Origin of the sequence: Streptomyces sp. NPDC001822, assembly GCF_042892135.1 — a bacterium.
In the GTDB taxonomy this organism is placed as follows: Bacteria; Actinomycetota; Actinomycetes; order Streptomycetales; family Streptomycetaceae; genus Streptomyces.
Map to the genome: position 1 here is coordinate 379,209 of NZ_JBIATW010000006.1, position 15,429 is coordinate 394,637.

General features: G+C 70.1%; 13 protein-coding genes, 1 tRNA gene and 1 pseudogene. 4 read left to right on the plus strand and 11 right to left on the minus strand.

All coding sequences use genetic code 11. The features are described 5' to 3' along the window. From ACFYY2_RS17290 to ACFYY2_RS17305, 4 genes and pseudogenes are all read left to right on the plus strand, one after another. A pseudogene (locus ACFYY2_RS17290) lies at positions 1 to 418 on the plus strand (RNA helicase); the annotation flags it as partial. Positions 419 to 636: 218 nt separating this feature from the next. Then, on the plus strand, positions 637 to 2,202 hold the full coding sequence (locus ACFYY2_RS17295; RefSeq protein WP_388743199.1) for an amino acid permease: 1,566 nt from the start codon (positions 637 to 639) through the stop codon (positions 2,200 to 2,202). Positions 2,203 to 2,293: 91 nt separating this feature from the next. After that, positions 2,294 to 2,367: transfer RNA gene (locus ACFYY2_RS17300), tRNA-Lys, on the plus strand. A 434-nt stretch (positions 2,368 to 2,801) separates the two neighbouring features. Then, positions 2,802 to 3,026: a helix-turn-helix domain-containing protein gene (locus tag ACFYY2_RS17305; RefSeq protein ID WP_388743201.1), complete on the plus strand. Its 225-nt coding sequence runs from the start codon at positions 2,802 to 2,804 to the stop codon at positions 3,024 to 3,026. Positions 3,027 to 4,026: 1,000 nt separating this feature from the next. On the opposite strand, the gene ACFYY2_RS17310 is transcribed toward ACFYY2_RS17305, so the two are convergent. From ACFYY2_RS17310 to ACFYY2_RS17360, 11 genes are all read right to left on the minus strand, one after another. Then, on the minus strand, positions 4,027 to 5,211 hold the full coding sequence (locus tag ACFYY2_RS17310) for a helix-turn-helix domain-containing protein (protein WP_388743204.1): 1,185 nt from the start codon (positions 5,209 to 5,211) through the stop codon (positions 4,027 to 4,029). A gap of 189 nt (positions 5,212 to 5,400) precedes the next feature. Then, complete coding sequence (locus ACFYY2_RS17315; RefSeq protein WP_388743207.1) at positions 5,401 to 5,784, minus strand: hypothetical protein; 384 nt, start codon at positions 5,782 to 5,784, stop codon at positions 5,401 to 5,403. Then, a complete protein-coding gene (locus ACFYY2_RS17320) occupies positions 5,774 to 6,097 on the minus strand; it encodes a hypothetical protein (RefSeq protein WP_388743208.1) in 324 nt (107 codons plus the stop codon). The genes ACFYY2_RS17315 and ACFYY2_RS17320 overlap by 11 nt, the downstream gene beginning before the upstream one ends. A gap of 116 nt (positions 6,098 to 6,213) precedes the next feature. Further along, complete coding sequence (locus ACFYY2_RS17325; RefSeq protein WP_190874333.1) at positions 6,214 to 6,429, minus strand: holin; 216 nt, start codon at positions 6,427 to 6,429, stop codon at positions 6,214 to 6,216. Between the two features lies 1 nt (position 6,430). Beyond that, positions 6,431 to 7,294, minus strand: coding sequence for an N-acetylmuramoyl-L-alanine amidase (locus ACFYY2_RS17330; protein WP_388743212.1), 864 nt, complete (start codon positions 7,292 to 7,294; stop codon positions 6,431 to 6,433). A gap of 59 nt (positions 7,295 to 7,353) precedes the next feature. Next, positions 7,354 to 7,662 carry a hypothetical protein gene (locus ACFYY2_RS17335; RefSeq protein ID WP_388743215.1) on the minus strand — a complete coding sequence of 103 codons (309 nt, stop codon included), beginning with the start codon at positions 7,660 to 7,662 and terminating at the stop codon, positions 7,354 to 7,356. A gap of 9 nt (positions 7,663 to 7,671) precedes the next feature. Beyond that, positions 7,672 to 8,424, minus strand: coding sequence for a hypothetical protein (locus tag ACFYY2_RS17340; protein WP_388743218.1), 753 nt, complete (start codon positions 8,422 to 8,424; stop codon positions 7,672 to 7,674). Further along, positions 8,425 to 9,519, minus strand: coding sequence for a hypothetical protein (locus ACFYY2_RS17345; RefSeq protein ID WP_388743221.1), 1,095 nt, complete (start codon positions 9,517 to 9,519; stop codon positions 8,425 to 8,427). It lies immediately after the preceding gene. Then, a complete protein-coding gene (locus ACFYY2_RS17350; protein WP_388743223.1) occupies positions 9,509 to 10,486 on the minus strand; it encodes a hypothetical protein in 978 nt (325 codons plus the stop codon). Before ACFYY2_RS17350 ends, ACFYY2_RS17345 begins: the two co-directional genes overlap by 11 nt. A gap of 11 nt (positions 10,487 to 10,497) precedes the next feature. Then, positions 10,498 to 11,367, minus strand: coding sequence for a phage distal tail protein (locus ACFYY2_RS17355; protein ID WP_388743225.1), 870 nt, complete (start codon positions 11,365 to 11,367; stop codon positions 10,498 to 10,500). Between the two features lie 13 nt (positions 11,368 to 11,380). Next, positions 11,381 to 15,427 (minus strand): phage tail tape measure protein, encoded by a 4,047-nt coding sequence (locus tag ACFYY2_RS17360; RefSeq protein WP_388743228.1) that lies wholly within the window; start codon positions 15,425 to 15,427, stop codon positions 11,381 to 11,383. Between the last annotated feature and the right edge of the window lie 2 nt (positions 15,428 to 15,429).

A 15,429-nucleotide genomic window follows, 5' to 3' on the forward strand; every position in this document is an offset into this window, starting at 1 on the left:
CGGTGGCGGCGACCGTCGCGACGACCGCGGTGGCCGTTCGTTCGAGCGTCGTGACAACGACCGCCCGGCGTTCAACCGTGACCGCCGTGACGACCGTCCTTCCGGTGGCTTCCGCTCCGGTGGCGGCGACCGTCGCGACGACCGCGGTGGCCGTTCGTTCGAGCGTCGTGACAACGACCGCCCGGCGTTCAACCGTGACCGCCGTGACGACCGCCCCTCCGGCGGCTTCCGCTCCGGCGGCGACCGTCCCTTCAACCGCGACCGCCGCGACGACCGTCCCTCGGGCGGCTTCCGCTCCGGTGGCGGCGACCGTCCGACCGGCCGTCGTGACGACCACCGCGGTGGCACCGGCACGGGTACCGGCACCGGCACCTTCGGCCGCCGCGACGACAAGCCGCGCTGGAAGCGCAACGGCTGACCGTCGCTGAACGACTGACGCGAAGGGCCCGTACGACACCGACCCGGTGGCGTACGGGCCCTTCGCCGTCAGCCCCCGGCCTGGAGTGGAAAGGCCGGAAACACTCTTCTCCGCGACGGCCGCGCTGAGCACCGCGGTCTGCGGTACACCGGCCCCGTCCGGTGTTCCGCACGCCCGGGGGCGCATGCCGGGCCCACGGTGGGGGCATCGCTGGGGGCATGACAAACGACGAAGCGGTGGCCGCAGAGCCGCCACCCGACGCCCTCCGCCCTCCCGCCGCCGCGGTCACCGACGAGGAGCGGCTGGCCGAACTCGGCTACACGCAGGTCCTCGCCCGGCGGATGTCCGCCTTCTCCAACTACGCCGTCTCGTTCACGATCATCTCGGTGCTCTCCGGCTGCCTGACGCTGTACCTGTTCGGCATGAACACCGGCGGGCCCGCCGTCATCACCTGGGGCTGGGTCGGCGTCGGGCTGATGACGCTGTTCGTCGGCCTGGCCATGGCGGAGATCTGTTCGGCGTACCCGACGTCCGCGGGCCTGTACTTCTGGGCCCACCGCCTCGCCCCGCCGCGCTCCGCGGCCGCCTGGGCGTGGTTCGCGGGCTGGTTCAACGTGCTCGGCCAGGTCGCCGTCACCGCCGGCATCGACTTCGGGGCGGCGTCCTTCCTCGGGGCGTACCTGAACCTCCAGTTCGGCTTCGAGGTCACGCCCGGCCGCACGATCCTGCTCTTCGCCGCGATCCTGGTCCTGCACGGGCTGCTGAACACCTTCGGCGTCGGCATCGTCGCGATCCTCAACAACGTGAGCGTCTGGTGGCACGTCGTCGGGGTGGCCGTCATCGTCGGGGCGCTCACGTTCGTGCCGGACTCGCACCAGTCGGCCTCGTACGTCTTCACCGAGTTCGTCAACAACACCGGCTGGGGCAGCGGCTTCTACGTCGTGATGATCGGCCTGCTGATGGCGCAGTACACCTTCACCGGCTACGACGCCTCCGCCCACATGACGGAGGAGACCCACGACGCGGCCGTGGCGGGCCCCAGGGGCATCGTGCAGTCCATCTGGACCTCGTGGATCGCGGGTTTCGTGCTGCTGCTCGGCTTCACCTTCGCCATCCAGTCGTACGACGGCGCCCTGAACTCCCCGACCGGGGCTCCGCCCGCCCAGATCCTCCTGGACGCGCTCGGGGCCACCACGGGCAAGCTCCTGCTGCTGGTCGTCATCGGGGCCCAGCTGTTCTGCGGCATGGCCTCGGTGACCGCCAACAGCCGCATGATCTACGCCTTCTCGCGCGACGGGGCCCTGCCCTTCTCCCGCCTCTGGCACACGGTCAGCCCCCGCACGCGCACCCCCGTGGCGGCGGTCTGGCTGGCCGCGCTCGGGGCCCTGGCCCTCGGCCTCCCGTACCTGATCAACGTGACCGCGTACGCCGCCGTGACCTCCATCGCGGTCATCGGGCTCTACATCGCCTACGTCATCCCCACCCTGCTCCGTCTGCTGCGGGGCGACGACTTCGTCCGGGGTCCCTGGCACCTGGGCCGCTGGTCCCGGCCCGTCGGCGTCGTCGCGGTGGGCTGGGTCGCGGTGATCACGGTGCTGTTCATGCTCCCGCAGGTGTCCCCGGTCACCTGGGAGAGCTTCAACTACGCGCCCCTGGCCGTCCTGGTGGTGCTCGGCTTCGCGGCCGTCTGGTGGCTGGTGTCCGCCCGCCACTGGTTCCTCAAACCGGTCGTACCGGAACGCAGGCGCACGAACGAGGGTGAACCCATCGAATCCGCGGACTGACGGGCTCCGCTCCGGCCGCGACAGGGCCCGGCACCCGATACCCGATCGGCTGCCGGGTCCGGGGCGGCTATGCTCGGGGGTGATCCATCACGGGCCGTTAGCTCAATTGGTCAGAGCAGCGGACTTTTAATCCGTTGGTTGTGGGTTCGAGTCCCACACGGCCTACCGCTGGACCCCAGCTCAGAGCACATATGAGCTGGGGTCCACTGTCATTCTGGGCCCTGCGCGTGAGCGCTGCTGGCCCGCTGCTGGCCCGAGAGGACGCAAGGGAGCCCCGGCCGCGCCTGCGGCCAGGGCTCCTTGCATCAGTCCTGAGCGTAGATAAATCCCGCAACGCTCGGCGGCGGCCTCACCGTGGACCACGTGGCGACCAGCTCCGCGTGCCGAGGGTCCACCCACTCTCGAACAGTCGACGCCTGGGGGGCGGACGTAGGCGGGGCCCCGGCCGGCGGAACCTGCGGCAGGAATATCAAGGTCATCCCCACGGTGATCTCCATCTCATGTGCGTGCGTGCAGCATTCATGATCGACCGTTTTAGGGTCAACCGTAAAGACAACTGATCATGATGCGGCGAGCGTGGGCAGGTGTACGACCAGCCCATGCCTCGCGCCCGTGTCCTCGCCCGGCGCCGGGCTGTCGGTGAACGCATCAGAGCTGTACGGCTGCACGCCTCCCTCACCCAGGAGCAGGTCTCGCTCCGCTCTGGCATCGGCCTCGCGTCGTACAACCGCATCGAGCAGGGGCACGCCTCGCCCATGCTCGACTCACTGATCCGCATTGCCGACGCCATCGGCGTTGACCTGGCGGACCTGGTCCGGAACTGAAGAAGCCCCGACCGCACGCGGCCGGGGCTTCCTTCCTGCTGGGCGGTGCCTCAGTAGCGCTGCCGGTAATCCAGGTCGTCAGCCGCGGTTGGCAGGTCCTGGTGCCCCTCGCTGTAGTGGTTCACCCAGCCACAGCCAGCGCACGCGTATCTGCCGGCCAAACCGTAGACCTCGGTGCCGCACTTAGCGCAGTCGGTCCGGGTGATTTCCGGTGACGGTGGGGAGGAGGGTTCCGTTCCGCTGGTCATGCCCGGAGGCTACCCCGACCGACGCCGGTGCAGGCGCGACGGCGCCTCCCCACCCGCAGCTGTTCATGCAGTACCACTTTCCGTCCGGTCCCTGCATGGCGCCGCCGCCACAGCTTGGACAGTTCATGGCGATCTCCCATCGTGTATCCGCTGTTCCACCCGCACGATTGCGAGCAGAACCAGCGGCCCAGGTTGTCCTCGTAGGTGAAGGCGCCGCAGTTAGGGCAGTTCACGTTCGATCCCCTCCATTGGCGCCGTCACGGGTGGCACCTCTCCTCGGGTCTTCATTGCGGCCCCTGCCCGTGCTGATCGGCGCAGCCACGGACAGGGGAGTAGGGGTGCCAGTAGCAGGCCGGGTAACCGGCCACTCCCGGCGGTCAGCGTCCGCGTACCAGTCGACGTGCGTTGTGCCGCCGTGCCCGCGGGTGAGGGTGCAGTGGGCGCCGCGCTGCGGGTTCTCCACCCAGCAGTACGTGTGGCCGGTCGCGTTCATCCCCGGGCTGCCTGCTCCGCCGCCCGGTACGTCGCCCGCAACCGTTCCGCAGCCGTGCAGTTCGTGCCCGATCGGCAGGCGTGACACTTCTGGGTGTGCACGATGTACGCGCGATACGTGGCTTGCAGACGGCCGGAGATGGGGGGCGTCGTCATGGTCGGCTCCATGTCGCAGAGGCTGATGACCACATGGTGAACCCACGGAAAAGCCCCGACTATCACCTACTTAGTGATAGTCGGGGCCAAGGCTTTACTGCGCGTCAGGTTCCCAGCCAAGAGCCGTACGACAGGAAGCTGTCAGGCAGGCGGCGCTTCGCCGCCTCCAGCCCTGCGTAGGTCTCCCGCACCGTCGGGTGGTACTTCGCCTGCTGCGGTGCCGCCTTCCGCGCACGCAGCAGATTCCCGAACGCCTCGTCCAGCTGGCCCGTCCACATCTGCGCCCGCGCCAACTCCGCGTAGTGGTGCGACTGCCGTGACACCGGATACTCCCGAGGGATCACCAGCCCCGCGCCGGCATCAGTTGCCGCCCCGTACTCGTCCAACTCCGCAAGCACGGACACCCGGTGGACCGCGACGTTCGTCGGACCAAATGCCAGCCAGTGGACCTTCACCGCCTCGCCCGTCCCGCTGGCGATGCGGTCCGCCTCGGCCAGGTGCCCCTCGGCTGCGTCACGGTCCTGGGCCCGGCCCGCCATGACGGCGGCGCCGAGGTGGAGTTGCCCGGTGAGGATGTCGCGCTCCCTGGACTCCTCCGCCTGAGCGAGGGTGTCCAGGCCGACCTTCACCAGCCGGTCCCCGGTGCGGTACTGGCCGGCGCGCAGGTAGGTGAGCGCCCTCATGTACCGGCCCATCGCCCCGACTACGGCGTTCGATCCGCGCTGGGCCGCCCAGTCCATGCGGGCCAGGGCGATTGTCGCGAGGTCGCCGAAGCCCAACTTGCTGGCCACGTCGTAGGCAGTGCGGTAGGTCGATGCGAGGAGCAGCCACCCCTCGGTGGTGTCCGTCTCGTGCGCTGCGGTGGTGGCCTCCAGCAGCAGGCCAGGTAGCTGTGTCGCTACCTGCTTGATCTCCCCCGCGCGGACGGCGGCGAGCATGGACTCGGCGTCGTTGTGCAGGAGCTGGAGGGGGCGGGGCCGGATCTCCGGGTCGGCGCCGAGGTCGAACACGTCCAGCGCCTCCCTGATGGGCTGGAGCAGGACGTCCAGGTCATCGGCCCGGAGCTCGGCCGCGTAGGGCTGACCGATGATCGTGGCGACCTCGACACGCAGCGCCCGTGCGAAGCGGGCCACCAGGTGCGGGGACGCGGGGAGCTTGCCCTGCTCCACCTTCGTGACGGTGGAGTACGAGACCTGCGACAGGTCGGCGAGGGCCTGCTGGGTGAGGTGGCGTTCAAGGCGCAGCCGCTTGATGCGTGCGCCGGTGTGGTCGTGGGGCAGAGCGTGCATACTGAACTCCGTTCTGACTCGACACCAGAACGGTACCCGCCGGCCGCGGCAGTGGTACCCCCGATGGCCCCGCCCTCCGCTGTGGTGCGGGGCCATCGCCATACCCGGACACGACAAAGCCGCCCCCCGCCCGACCCCACCAGGGGCCGAACAGGGGGCGTCATCAGTTTCGCGCTACCGCGAAGGTGATCACTCGATGCTGTACGGGACGAGCTCCCGCGGGACTTCCTCGGGTGCCTCGCCGCGGGAGGCGAGGCGCCGGTTCGCGCGGCGGATGATCCGCATGGCCTGCCGGAGCATGCGCTCCAGCGCGGTCACCTCGATTTTCTTCGTCTCCACCACAGCGGTCAGGTGCGCGACGTCCGCCTCCAGCCGGTCGAACCGGCCGCTGACGTACTCCCAGATCTCCGGCGACACCTGCAACCCGGGCGGGGGCAGGTCCACGCCCTCGGCCGGCAACTGAACCTGTGGCCCGCCCCGGTCGCGCGGCGCCGATATCCGTGCGACGAGCACCGACGCCAGTCCGCCGACCACTGCAATGACTACGCCGAGCACAGTGCTGTCACCGCCCACCGTGGCCCCCTCTCTCACATGTGCATATGCGCCTGTGACCCCCCGTCAGCGCGGCGATGATGACCAGCAGTAGCAGGATGACGGTGTACACCGGGACGCTGGCCCAGCCCGGGGCGTACCGGCCGACGATCGCGGCGGTGGCGAAGGACAGTGCCCACCAGGCTGGTGGCCCGGCGATGGCGGCGAACCCCCATACGTCCCGGCCCGGGCGCATGACCCCGGCGGCCAGGCCGAGGAGACCGCACCCGATCCACACCCCGCCCCACGCCTCGATGCACATCAGGTCGATGAGCGGGCCAGCGCCGGCGTTCACCCCAGGCCGGGTAGTGAAAATCAGGCCGCAGCCCACGACGATCCACCCAGCCCCGGGGCCGGCGAGTGCCAGGCCGCGCCAGCCCAGATGCGCCCACAGGGCGGACGCGGCCCGCATCAGACGATGCTCCTCGGGGTGTGCCGCGCCTGGTACCCGGCCAGCCACGTCAGCCCGGCCGGGACGAGCGCCAGCACCGGCGCCTGGAGCCACACGGGCAGCGGGCCGAGGAGGGAGCTGTCGGCAACGACAGCGTTCAGTACGGCGATGGCGAGACCAGCCAGGAACGTGGCGGTGCTGGCCGCCTTGACCTTCGCCTCGGTGGGTGCAGCCATGTCAGGACTCCTTGCTGTTGATGTCGACGTCGACCTTGATGACGGCGTCGGCGATGGCCTTCTGTACGGCGGCCACGACGGTGGCCGTGTCCGCGCCCTTGCCGACCTGCCCGGCCAGTGCGGTGATCGCGGCGGACTGAGCGGTGACGGTGGCGTCCAGGCGGCGGACGCGGGTCTGCACGTCCTTGAGGATGCTGGCCGCCTGCCATGTCGGGTTCGTCTTGTGGTCCGCCGCGTCGGCCGGCCCGCCGATAGCGTCCGTCTTCCACACCGCGTCGAACACGTCCTGCTTGGTCATCCCCGCCATGGGGTCCTCCTCGGTGGGTTCGGTCTTGCCGGTGGCGCGGGCGACGATCCCCGGGAACACAACGGCCTTGAACTGGGCGATGCGGGCCTTGCCCGGGCAGGCGGTCCCCGACGTGGACCACTGCGGGAACATCGAGTGGTAGCCGAACCCCGGGTCGTCATGGGTGCGGCAGATCCGCAGCGGGATCCCGTGGGTCTGGTGCAGCCACACGCCGAGCCGGATCAGTTCCTCGACCTGCTCGTCGGTCCACGGGTCCGAGCCCTGAAGGTTCGACGCGGTCTCGGCCGACACGGCGCCGGTCCCGTCCGCCCTCCGGTTCGCCCCGGCGTTCGCGTCCGCGCGGGTCTGCGTACCGATGAACTGCCCGACGTCGTCCGCCTCGTAGCCGATCCCGAAGTGGCTCTCCAGGTTGGTGCTGTCCCGCCAGAATTCGTAGACGCGCTTCGCCGTCCACGGGGCGATGATCGAGTGGACGATGAACTGCGTCGGGCGGATCGCGGGCTGGCTGTCGGACTCCGGCTGCAGCTCGTACTTCTTAGCCCTCGGGTACCAGGCCATCGGGTCTCCAGACGTGACAAAGCCCCGGGCCGATCGGCGCGGGGCAAGGGCGGAAGGGGTCAGGATTCGAGGGAGGCCGGCGGCGGTTCGTTGCCCGGGTCCTCGGGGGCTGGCCCGGCGGGGGCGTACCACTCGGTCTCGGTCAGCTGTGAGGTGTACGTCCGCTCGGTCCCGACCGGGACCCCCGGATACCGGGTCTCCAGCGCCTTGATGAGGGCGCGTATCGCGGCCTCGGCCGCTTCGTCAACCGGCTCGACATTCTCCGGGGTCGCCTGGAACTGAACGGTGAGTTCGATCGATGGGCATATCCCGACCGCGTACTGGCTCAGCCGGTACGAGATGAGGGTGGCGTCAGCATGTGCTGCCATGTAGACCTCCTAGGTCTGTCGTCCGTAGATCATGCGGACCTGAGCGGCGACGCTGCCGGTGCCGGTGAGGCGCCGACCCTGCACGTCCAGGGTGAACATCTCCCCGATTTCCACGTTGTCGAGGACCCCGGTGTAGTCGAGGCTGGTGCCGGCGGTCACGACAGGACCCCAGGCGACCCCGTTGACGGCGAACTGGACCTCGCCGGTCGCCGTGCCCACCAGTGTCGTGTTCGCGAACACCCGCAGCCGCGGCTGCCACTTCACGTTGTACGAGGTGGCAACAGTCGTGAATGCCCCGGCCGTCGTCTTGCCCCAGAGCGCCGGGTCGCTCGGTGTCGGCGCGGTCATCGGGATCCACGGCCGGGCCAGGCCCGTGCCGCTGCCGGCGTCCTCGGCCAGGACGATGGTGCCGTCGCGGTCGTACCAGGTCCATGCCTGGGCCTCGTTGCCGCCCGCCGGGTACCCGTAGATGGACAGGGCTCGGGTGCCGTCCTCACGGCGGAAGAACACTGCCTGCTGGGGGGTGCCGTCGAGGTGGTCGAAGTTGTCGTCGGTGATTTCCCCGACGTCGACCATGCGCACCCCGTCGGTGGTGGTCATGGACAGCCGACCGCCGGACACGATCCTCAGACCGCCCGCGCCGACTGACGCCGCTTCCAGCCGTCGGGCGGCCCGCAGTTCTCTGACGTCGCGCTCCAGGGCAGCGAGGCGGCGGATCAAGGCGGTGGTGTCGCTGGGCAGGTGATCGGCTCCGGTGGGCATTCAGTCCTCCTCTACGAGGATCGGGGTGATCTGGTCGTTGGCGACGTCGAGGTCCCAGGCCCACGCCCGGGCGACGACGGACGCACCGGCAGGGTGGCCGGGCGAGGTGCCCGGGGCGACCTCCAGGCGGACGGTGTCGCCGATTCCCCAGTCGGTGCCGAGCCGGGGCGCCTGGGATGCCACACCGGTGACGGACCATGCGGACGCGCCGGTTTTCATGAGCGCGAGCGCGGAGGACGCGTGACTGTTCAGCTGTGCCGGGTCGGTCAGCCCGGAGGCCGGGGTGTAGCGGTGGACGTACTGGCACCAGCCGCTGGCCAGCAGGTCGGTAGCGACGTAGCTGCCGCTGGAGAGCCGCGAGTCGCCCTCGCCCTCGCCACGGGCCAGGACAGCGGTCGAGCCCTTCCCGTCCTCGTAGGACTCCTCCTGCTCGTAGGCGGAGACCGACCCGGGGAAGTCGAACGTGGCCTCCGGCTCCGGACTCTGGGTGCCGATGCGGGGGCGGACCCGGAGCGGGAACCGGAACGCGGTGTGGCTGGCGTTGGCCCACTCCACGTCGACGGTCCACTCGGGCCCGCCGTCCATCCCCATGACCTCCTGCATGGCGGACAGAATCGTCTTGTCGTCGGAGTCGAGGACGGTGTAGTCCATGCTGACGCCGGTGGCGGGTGCGTCGATGACGAACGGTGGGGCGTTGCTCAGCAGGTTCGTCGCCAGGGTGGAGATGACGGTCGCCTGGTCTGCTCCGATGAGGGTGCGGGTGCCGGTGTAGCGGCGCTCCAGGTACGCCTCGAGCGTGGCGCACGCCAGCGGTGCGGTCAGCGCCGAGCCGCGGGTGCGGCGCAGGACGCTGCCCGCCCAGATGGGGGTGTCGGTGAGCGTGTCGACGGCGACGAGCGCGGAGCGGCCGTGTGCGGTCGCGGCCACCCAGTCCGGTGGGGCGCCGCCGAGCTGCAGGTCGAACTGCGCGGTGGTCTGCTGCCCGAGGCGCCGGGAGAGCGCCGGCGTTTTCAGGCTGGGAAGGTCTTCGACGATGCCGCCGGTCCGCAGGTCGCAGCCGTACCAGGCCAGCCGGTACGGGCGCTCAGAGGGCATACGAGCACCCGTCCAGTGAGAACCAGCCGGTCTGGTTGGGGCTGGTGCTCCCGAAGATCTGGGACACCCCGGTCGTCTGGATCTCCAGGCGGGTCGATCCGCATGTGGAGGCCGAGTAATTGCGGGCCACGGTGAAGCTGCGGTTCTGCGGCGGCCGTGCTGCAACAGGCAGGGTCGCGAACGTGGTGGCGGCCACGACGTCGCTGGTGCAGGTGATGCCCCCGCGCAGCTGCACCGTGGCGGTGCCGTCGACCGTCACGACCCGGTACTGGGCAGTTCCCAGGGCCCCCTGTGGTGTGGTGAACCCGCTGGCCAGGGTGATGTTCGTCCAGGCGACCGTGCGGACCTTGGCGTAGGTGTCGACGGAGGATCCGTTCCAGACCTTGAGGTCGGCGCCGTCGTGCCACACCTGACCCGTGTACGGGTTGGCCGGCGTCGTGGTCTGCGCCGGAAGGATGCCGCCCGGCGCCACGGTGACGGGCCGGACCGTGGTGGACACCGACGGGGAGCCGCCACCAGACGCCGGGACGCTGATCGTCGCCAGCGGCAGATAGATGACCGTCCCCGCAGGCGTGGGCGCGACCGGAGTCGACGACGGTGTCCCCGCGAGGTACACCGGGTCGGCCTGCCGGAGCCCGGACGCGTCGATGTCGGTGTCCCAGATCCTCAGGTACACCAGGTCGACGCGGGCCAGGGTGGCGTGCGCCGCGGTGACCGAGCCGGGTGACACGCTGGACGGCAGGGCCGCCCGGTAGACGCCCTGCCCGGACCGGTAGACGGCGGCGACGCCAGCGCTGACGTTGATGACGGACCCGGCGAGCGTGACGGTGAGCCCCGGGTCGCCGGGGCGGACACCGCCACGGGAGCCGAGAGCGGTCCCGTCGCCCATGACGAGCATCGAGTCGACACGCCGGAGCTCGGCGCCGTCGAGGGTAAGCGTGTTCTGCCAGGTGGGATCGACCGGCATAAGGGGTCTCCTCAGTCCCAGGCCGAACGCCACGTGGCGGTCAGCAGTGCGGATGCGTTGTAGACGGCGGCATTGAACGTGACCGTGACGGACGCGCCAGCGGGAATCCGCGGCCAGCCCGACGGCACCGAGAGGAACCGCCGGCGGGACACGTCCCCGTTGAGGACAACGGTGTGCGCCGCGGTGTCGATGACGAGCTGCTCGCCGACCCCGAGGTCCTGGCTGTAGATCAGCGGGAGCACGCTGCCCCCGGGCATGGCGACCAGGATCTGAGGCTGCTGGACCGGCCCGCTGATCGTCAGCACCAGCGGGGTCCCGAAGGAACCCAGGTTCGCGGCGTCGATCTGCCCGGACACGGTGGTCGCGCTGATCGTCAACGGCACCGTTGCCGGCAGCGTCAACCCGCCCGTCGTGGACGCCAGCCCCGTCGACCCGGACTGCGGGGCGATCGCGTACCGGCGAGGGTCCGCGGCGGTGACGAGCGCGCTGTACGTCGCGATGGTGTCCGTGACGTACCGGGTCAGGACCTTCCCGGAGCGGCGCACGGTCGCGCACTTCGGGATCGTCTCGGCCACCGTCAGCACGGTGTCGGTGATGGACACGGCCGCGCGCAGCCGGTCCATCGCGTCCTCCAGCGCCGTCCGGTCCGGAGCCACGATTGTCCCCGCGAGCGTGATCGGACGTTCCCCGTAGTAGACCGGGGTCTGCCACGCCCCGTGGTCCGCCTCGCGCTGCTGGAGCTCGGAGCGGACCTCGGGGCTGTCCCAGCCCTCCAGCTCCTGCAGGACCCAGGCGACTCCGGCGGAGTCGACCGAGCCGAGCGGCAGATCCCCCAGCGTGGCGGTGAGCCCGCCGAGGGTCTGCCCTGGTGTGTACGGCACGTGCCTCCTCCCGTCAGCCGATGAAAGTCAGGTGGCGGGCGATGTCCGCAGCCTGCTCACCGGCCGTCTGCTTGGCCCCGTTCAGCGTCACGGTCGTGGTCCGCTGGTCGTAGTGCGCAGCAGCCCCGGCCGCCCGGCCGGCGCCCCACCGGCCTGCCGGGCGCGCGTCGTAGCCGAGCGCGCGCGCCGTCGTGGCGAGCAGCGCACGCGACCTGGCCGACCCGTCGTGAGGGATCCACGACTCTGGGACCCCGGCCTCACCGCCGAGGACGAGGCCGGGCCCGGTGAGGACCCCGCCACGCGCCATCGCGGTGACACCGCCCTGGCCCGCGAACTGCCGCAGGAACGCGTCCTTGTTCGCGGCGGGCAGGCTGTTGATCTGCGCCATCATCCGCGGCACCAGGGCCCGGATGGTGGCCGTGTCCAGCCCGGCCGCGATCAGCTCCGCGAAACCGGCCCCGGGCTTGCCCCGGAGCGTGGAGAGCAGAACGAGGGAGTCCACCAGGTCGTCCCCGGTGAGCGCCGTCTGGTTGGCCTTCACCGCGGCGTTCGCGGCCGCCACGTCCCGGGACGAGCCAGAGGCCGCTTGCCGGGCCAGGGCCATGGCCGAGCCGTCGCCCTGGGCGGCTAGGGCCTGCGCCAGGTCCCCGAACCCCTGCGCCGCGAGGGTCTGCAAGTCCTTCGCGAACTGCTGGGACTCCTTCGTCGACCCGCCGAGCTGTTTCGTGAAATCGGCCAGGGTCGCCTTGGCGAGCTCGCCCGTGGCCTCGAGCTTCTTCACGATGTCGGCGAACTGCGCGTTGGACGCGCCCGCCAGGGCGTTGACGAGGGAGTACCCCTCCTCACCCATGTTCTCCAGCATGGCTTTGAGCTCCGCCCCACCGCGCTGCCCGATCTTCGCCAGGCTGGTGCGCCACTTCGTCGTCGCCGCGAGCGAGTTGTTCAGCTGCTTCTGGTAAGCGCCCAAGTTGAACGAGGCGGGGGCCTTACTGCCCTTCTTGACCCCCAGAGCAGCGTTCGCGTCGTAGACGTCCTGCCGCTCTTCGCTGACCTTGGCGTTCGACTTCTTCGCTGCCTTCCGCGCCTTGGACAGCTTGTCCTCGGCCGCGTCCAGCTGCTTCGCCGTGTGCCTGCCCTTGCGCACGCGCGCCAGGTTCTTCTCGGCCTCCTTGACTGCGTCGGCCTTCTTCTTCGCGTCGGCCATGGCTGCGCTGAGGTCGGCCCACGCCTTCTTGAGGTCTTCGACCTCCTTGTCGTAGCGGCTCTTGGCGTCCGATGGGCCACCCAGGACCGGCTGACCGGTCGGGGTGTACGTGAAGCCGTTCAGCCCGCCAGAGGCGAACCATTCAACGCGGCCGCCGAGACGGCCCACCGTCTCCGCCGCGATCTGTCGGGAACGCGGCCGCTTTCCGCGGGCGAGCGGGATGTACGCCTCGCCCCCGGTCTCCGGCTCGCCCCAGACCCGCCAGCTGCCCGCAGGGGCGATCTGCGCGACGTGGTTTTCGCGCATGCCGCCGTTGGCGTAGTAGTCGACGACGGCGCCCTTCGCGCGCGCCTGGATCATGTCGGGCACGCCGTTGGCGTCGGAGTCGCTGGCCGTGGCCTTGAGGTACACCCCGATGCCGACGGGCTTGCCCTGGATCCCGTTGATGGCCCGCTGGATCGCACCCACCTGAGAGATCGGCGTGCCCGTGGGAACGGTGATCCGGGCGCTGCCGTCCTTCATGTGGGTGACCTTGTAGCCGAGGTTCTTCAGCGCCTTCTCCGCCGTTCCCGTCAGCGCCTTGACGGTGATGTTCTTGCCCTTGGTGGTACGAATCTTGTTCTGTACCGCCTGCAGGTCCTTCACCGCGGCCGCCGTGTCGGCGTTCACCTTCGTGGTGGCCGCGGCCGGCAGCTGCAGGTACGCGGATGTGAGCTTGTCGATGGCGTCCTTCGAGAACCCGGCCTGATCCATCTGGGCCCGGAGCAGGCCGACGTTCTTCTCTAGGACCGCCTGCCCCTGCTCCTGGCTGCCGGTCTGCTCGGCCACCGACTGGGCGTACTCCATGGCAGATTTCGCGGCGTCGAGGAACGCGCCCTTGACCGCCCGCCCCTTCTCCGTGGTGACGTCGAGACTGTGCCCGTTCTCCTTTACCGCGGCTGACAGGTCTGCCAGGGACTTCCGGAACCCGATCTCCTGCTCGGCCGTCGAGATGGCGACGCCGTTCAGGGTCTTCAGCGCGTCGGCCAGCTTCTCCGCCTCGGTGCGCTGGTCCTTCATCTGGTCCGCGGTCATCTCCGCCGCGTCACCGAGACCGGCCTGGCTCTCGGCCGCCAGCTTCTGCTGGGTGTCCGCGCCGGACAGCGCTTCGGCGTACTGCGGCAGCAGCGTCCGCAGCTTCTCCGTGGACGTGCCCTGCGCCTCAGCCTCCACAGCCATCTGCTGGAACGCCTTCGCCGCAACATCCGCCGACCCGGCTTGCACCAGACCGGACAGCGCCTCGTCCAGGCTCTTGACGTTCTCGCGCGCCGTCGTCAGTTCGTAGCCGTCCGAGCCCAGGTGCGTGATGTTGTACAGCGAGTCGCCGACCCGGTCCAGGACACCCGCGTGGGCGATGCGGGCCACGGACGTACCGAACTTGTCGAGGTCCTCGCCGAACGCCTTCGTGAGCTCCCCGCCGGCCTTGCCCTTAAGGGCCAGGTCGACGAGCGAGTTGGTGAGCTTCGTGACGTTCGGCGGCGCCTCGTCGAACTGCTTCATCATCGTTTCGACGCCGTAGCTGACGGCGGCGAGCCCGGCGACGACAAGCGTCATGCGGCCGAGCATCATCATCGCGGACCGCACGGTCGTCGCGGTGACGCCCATCGCGGTCAGGGCCGCCCGGGTCGCGGCGATCCTCGGCAGGAGCAGCAGCATCGCGCCGCCTGCGAACGCGATGGCGCCGCCGACGCCCATAAACCCGGTCACCGCGTGCTGCAACCCCGGCGGCAAGCTGTTGTACGCATTGACCAGGGCGGTGATCCACTGCGTCATCGAGCGCAGGGCACCGTTCGCCGCGGACCCGCCCTCGATGAGGGCGACCTCCAGCGCGCCGCGTAGTCGTTCCAGATCCCCGATGAGGTTGTCGGTCTGGATCGCGGCCATGCGCTGGGCGGCCCCGGCGTCGTCCACGCTGGTGACGTACCGGTTGATGCCCTCGGAGCCGAGCTCGTACAGGATCGTGGCAGAACGGACCGCGTCCGCACCGAAGATGGTGGCCATGGCGCTGTTGCGCGCCTCTGGCGTCAGCTTGCTGAAGCTGGTCTTCATCCGGCCGGCCAGTTCCGACAGGCCGACGAACTTGCCGCTGGAGTCATAGGCGGAGAACCCGATGGCGTCCATCGCGCCCTGGGCTTCCTTGGACTGCGGCACCAGCCTCTGCAACATCACCTTGAGCGACGTACCGGCGTCCGAGCCGATCAGCGCATGGTCGGCGAACGCCGCGAGGGTGCCCACGGTGTCCTCGATGGACATGCCTGTCTGGTGGGCGAGGAGCCCGCCCATGCGCAGGGACATGCTGAGCCCGTGCACGTCGGCCGCGCTCTTGTTCGCGCCCGCGGCAAGGAGGTCCGCGATGTGCGTGACGTCCTTGCCCGCGAGCCCGAAGGTATTCATGGCCTGCGCGGACACGACTGCGGCTTCGGTGAGGTCGACCTGCCCGGACGCGGCCAGGGCCAGGCTGCCTTTGAGTGCGCCACCGATGATGTTCGCGGTACTGACGCCGGCGCGGGCCAGTTCGGCTTCGGCGTTCGCCGCCTCCGTGGCCGTGAACGACGTGGTCTTCCCGGCCTCCAGCGCGGCCGCGCGCAGCTTCGCCATCTCGCCAGTGGACGCCCCGGTCACCGCGCGCACGTTGCTGAGCGCTTTGTCGAACTTCGCGGCGGCAGCCGCAGCCACAGCAAACCCGGCGAGCATCGCCGCGCCAGTGGCTGCACCCGCGTTGGCGAGGCGCGACGTGGTGTCGGAGGCCTGCCGCATGCCGCGGGTGTAGTTCGAGATGTCGGCTCGGAGCCGGACGGTGACGGTACGGACGGCCACGG

Bases quoted from the DNA above. Each gene is read 5' to 3' on its own strand.
- ACFYY2_RS17340 (WP_388743218.1), bottom strand. From the start codon at position 8,424: ATGCCCACCGGAGCCGATCACCTGCCCAGCGACACCACCGCCTTGATC.
- ACFYY2_RS17350 (WP_388743223.1), bottom strand. From the start codon at position 10,486: ATGCCGGTCGATCCCACCTGGCAGAACACGCTTACCCTCGACGGCGCC.
- ACFYY2_RS17310 (WP_388743204.1), bottom strand. From the start codon at position 5,211: ATGCACGCTCTGCCCCACGACCACACCGGCGCACGCATCAAGCGGCTG.
- ACFYY2_RS17305 (WP_388743201.1), top strand. From the start codon at position 2,802: ATGCCTCGCGCCCGTGTCCTCGCCCGGCGCCGGGCTGTCGGTGAACGC.
- ACFYY2_RS17345 (WP_388743221.1), bottom strand. From the start codon at position 9,519: ATGCCCTCTGAGCGCCCGTACCGGCTGGCCTGGTACGGCTGCGACCTG.
- ACFYY2_RS17330 (WP_388743212.1), bottom strand. From the start codon at position 7,294: ATGGCCTGGTACCCGAGGGCTAAGAAGTACGAGCTGCAGCCGGAGTCC.
- ACFYY2_RS17325 (WP_190874333.1), bottom strand. From the start codon at position 6,429: ATGGCTGCACCCACCGAGGCGAAGGTCAAGGCGGCCAGCACCGCCACG.
- ACFYY2_RS17295 (WP_388743199.1), top strand. From the start codon at position 637: ATGACAAACGACGAAGCGGTGGCCGCAGAGCCGCCACCCGACGCCCTC.
- ACFYY2_RS17335 (WP_388743215.1), bottom strand. From the start codon at position 7,662: ATGGCAGCACATGCTGACGCCACCCTCATCTCGTACCGGCTGAGCCAG.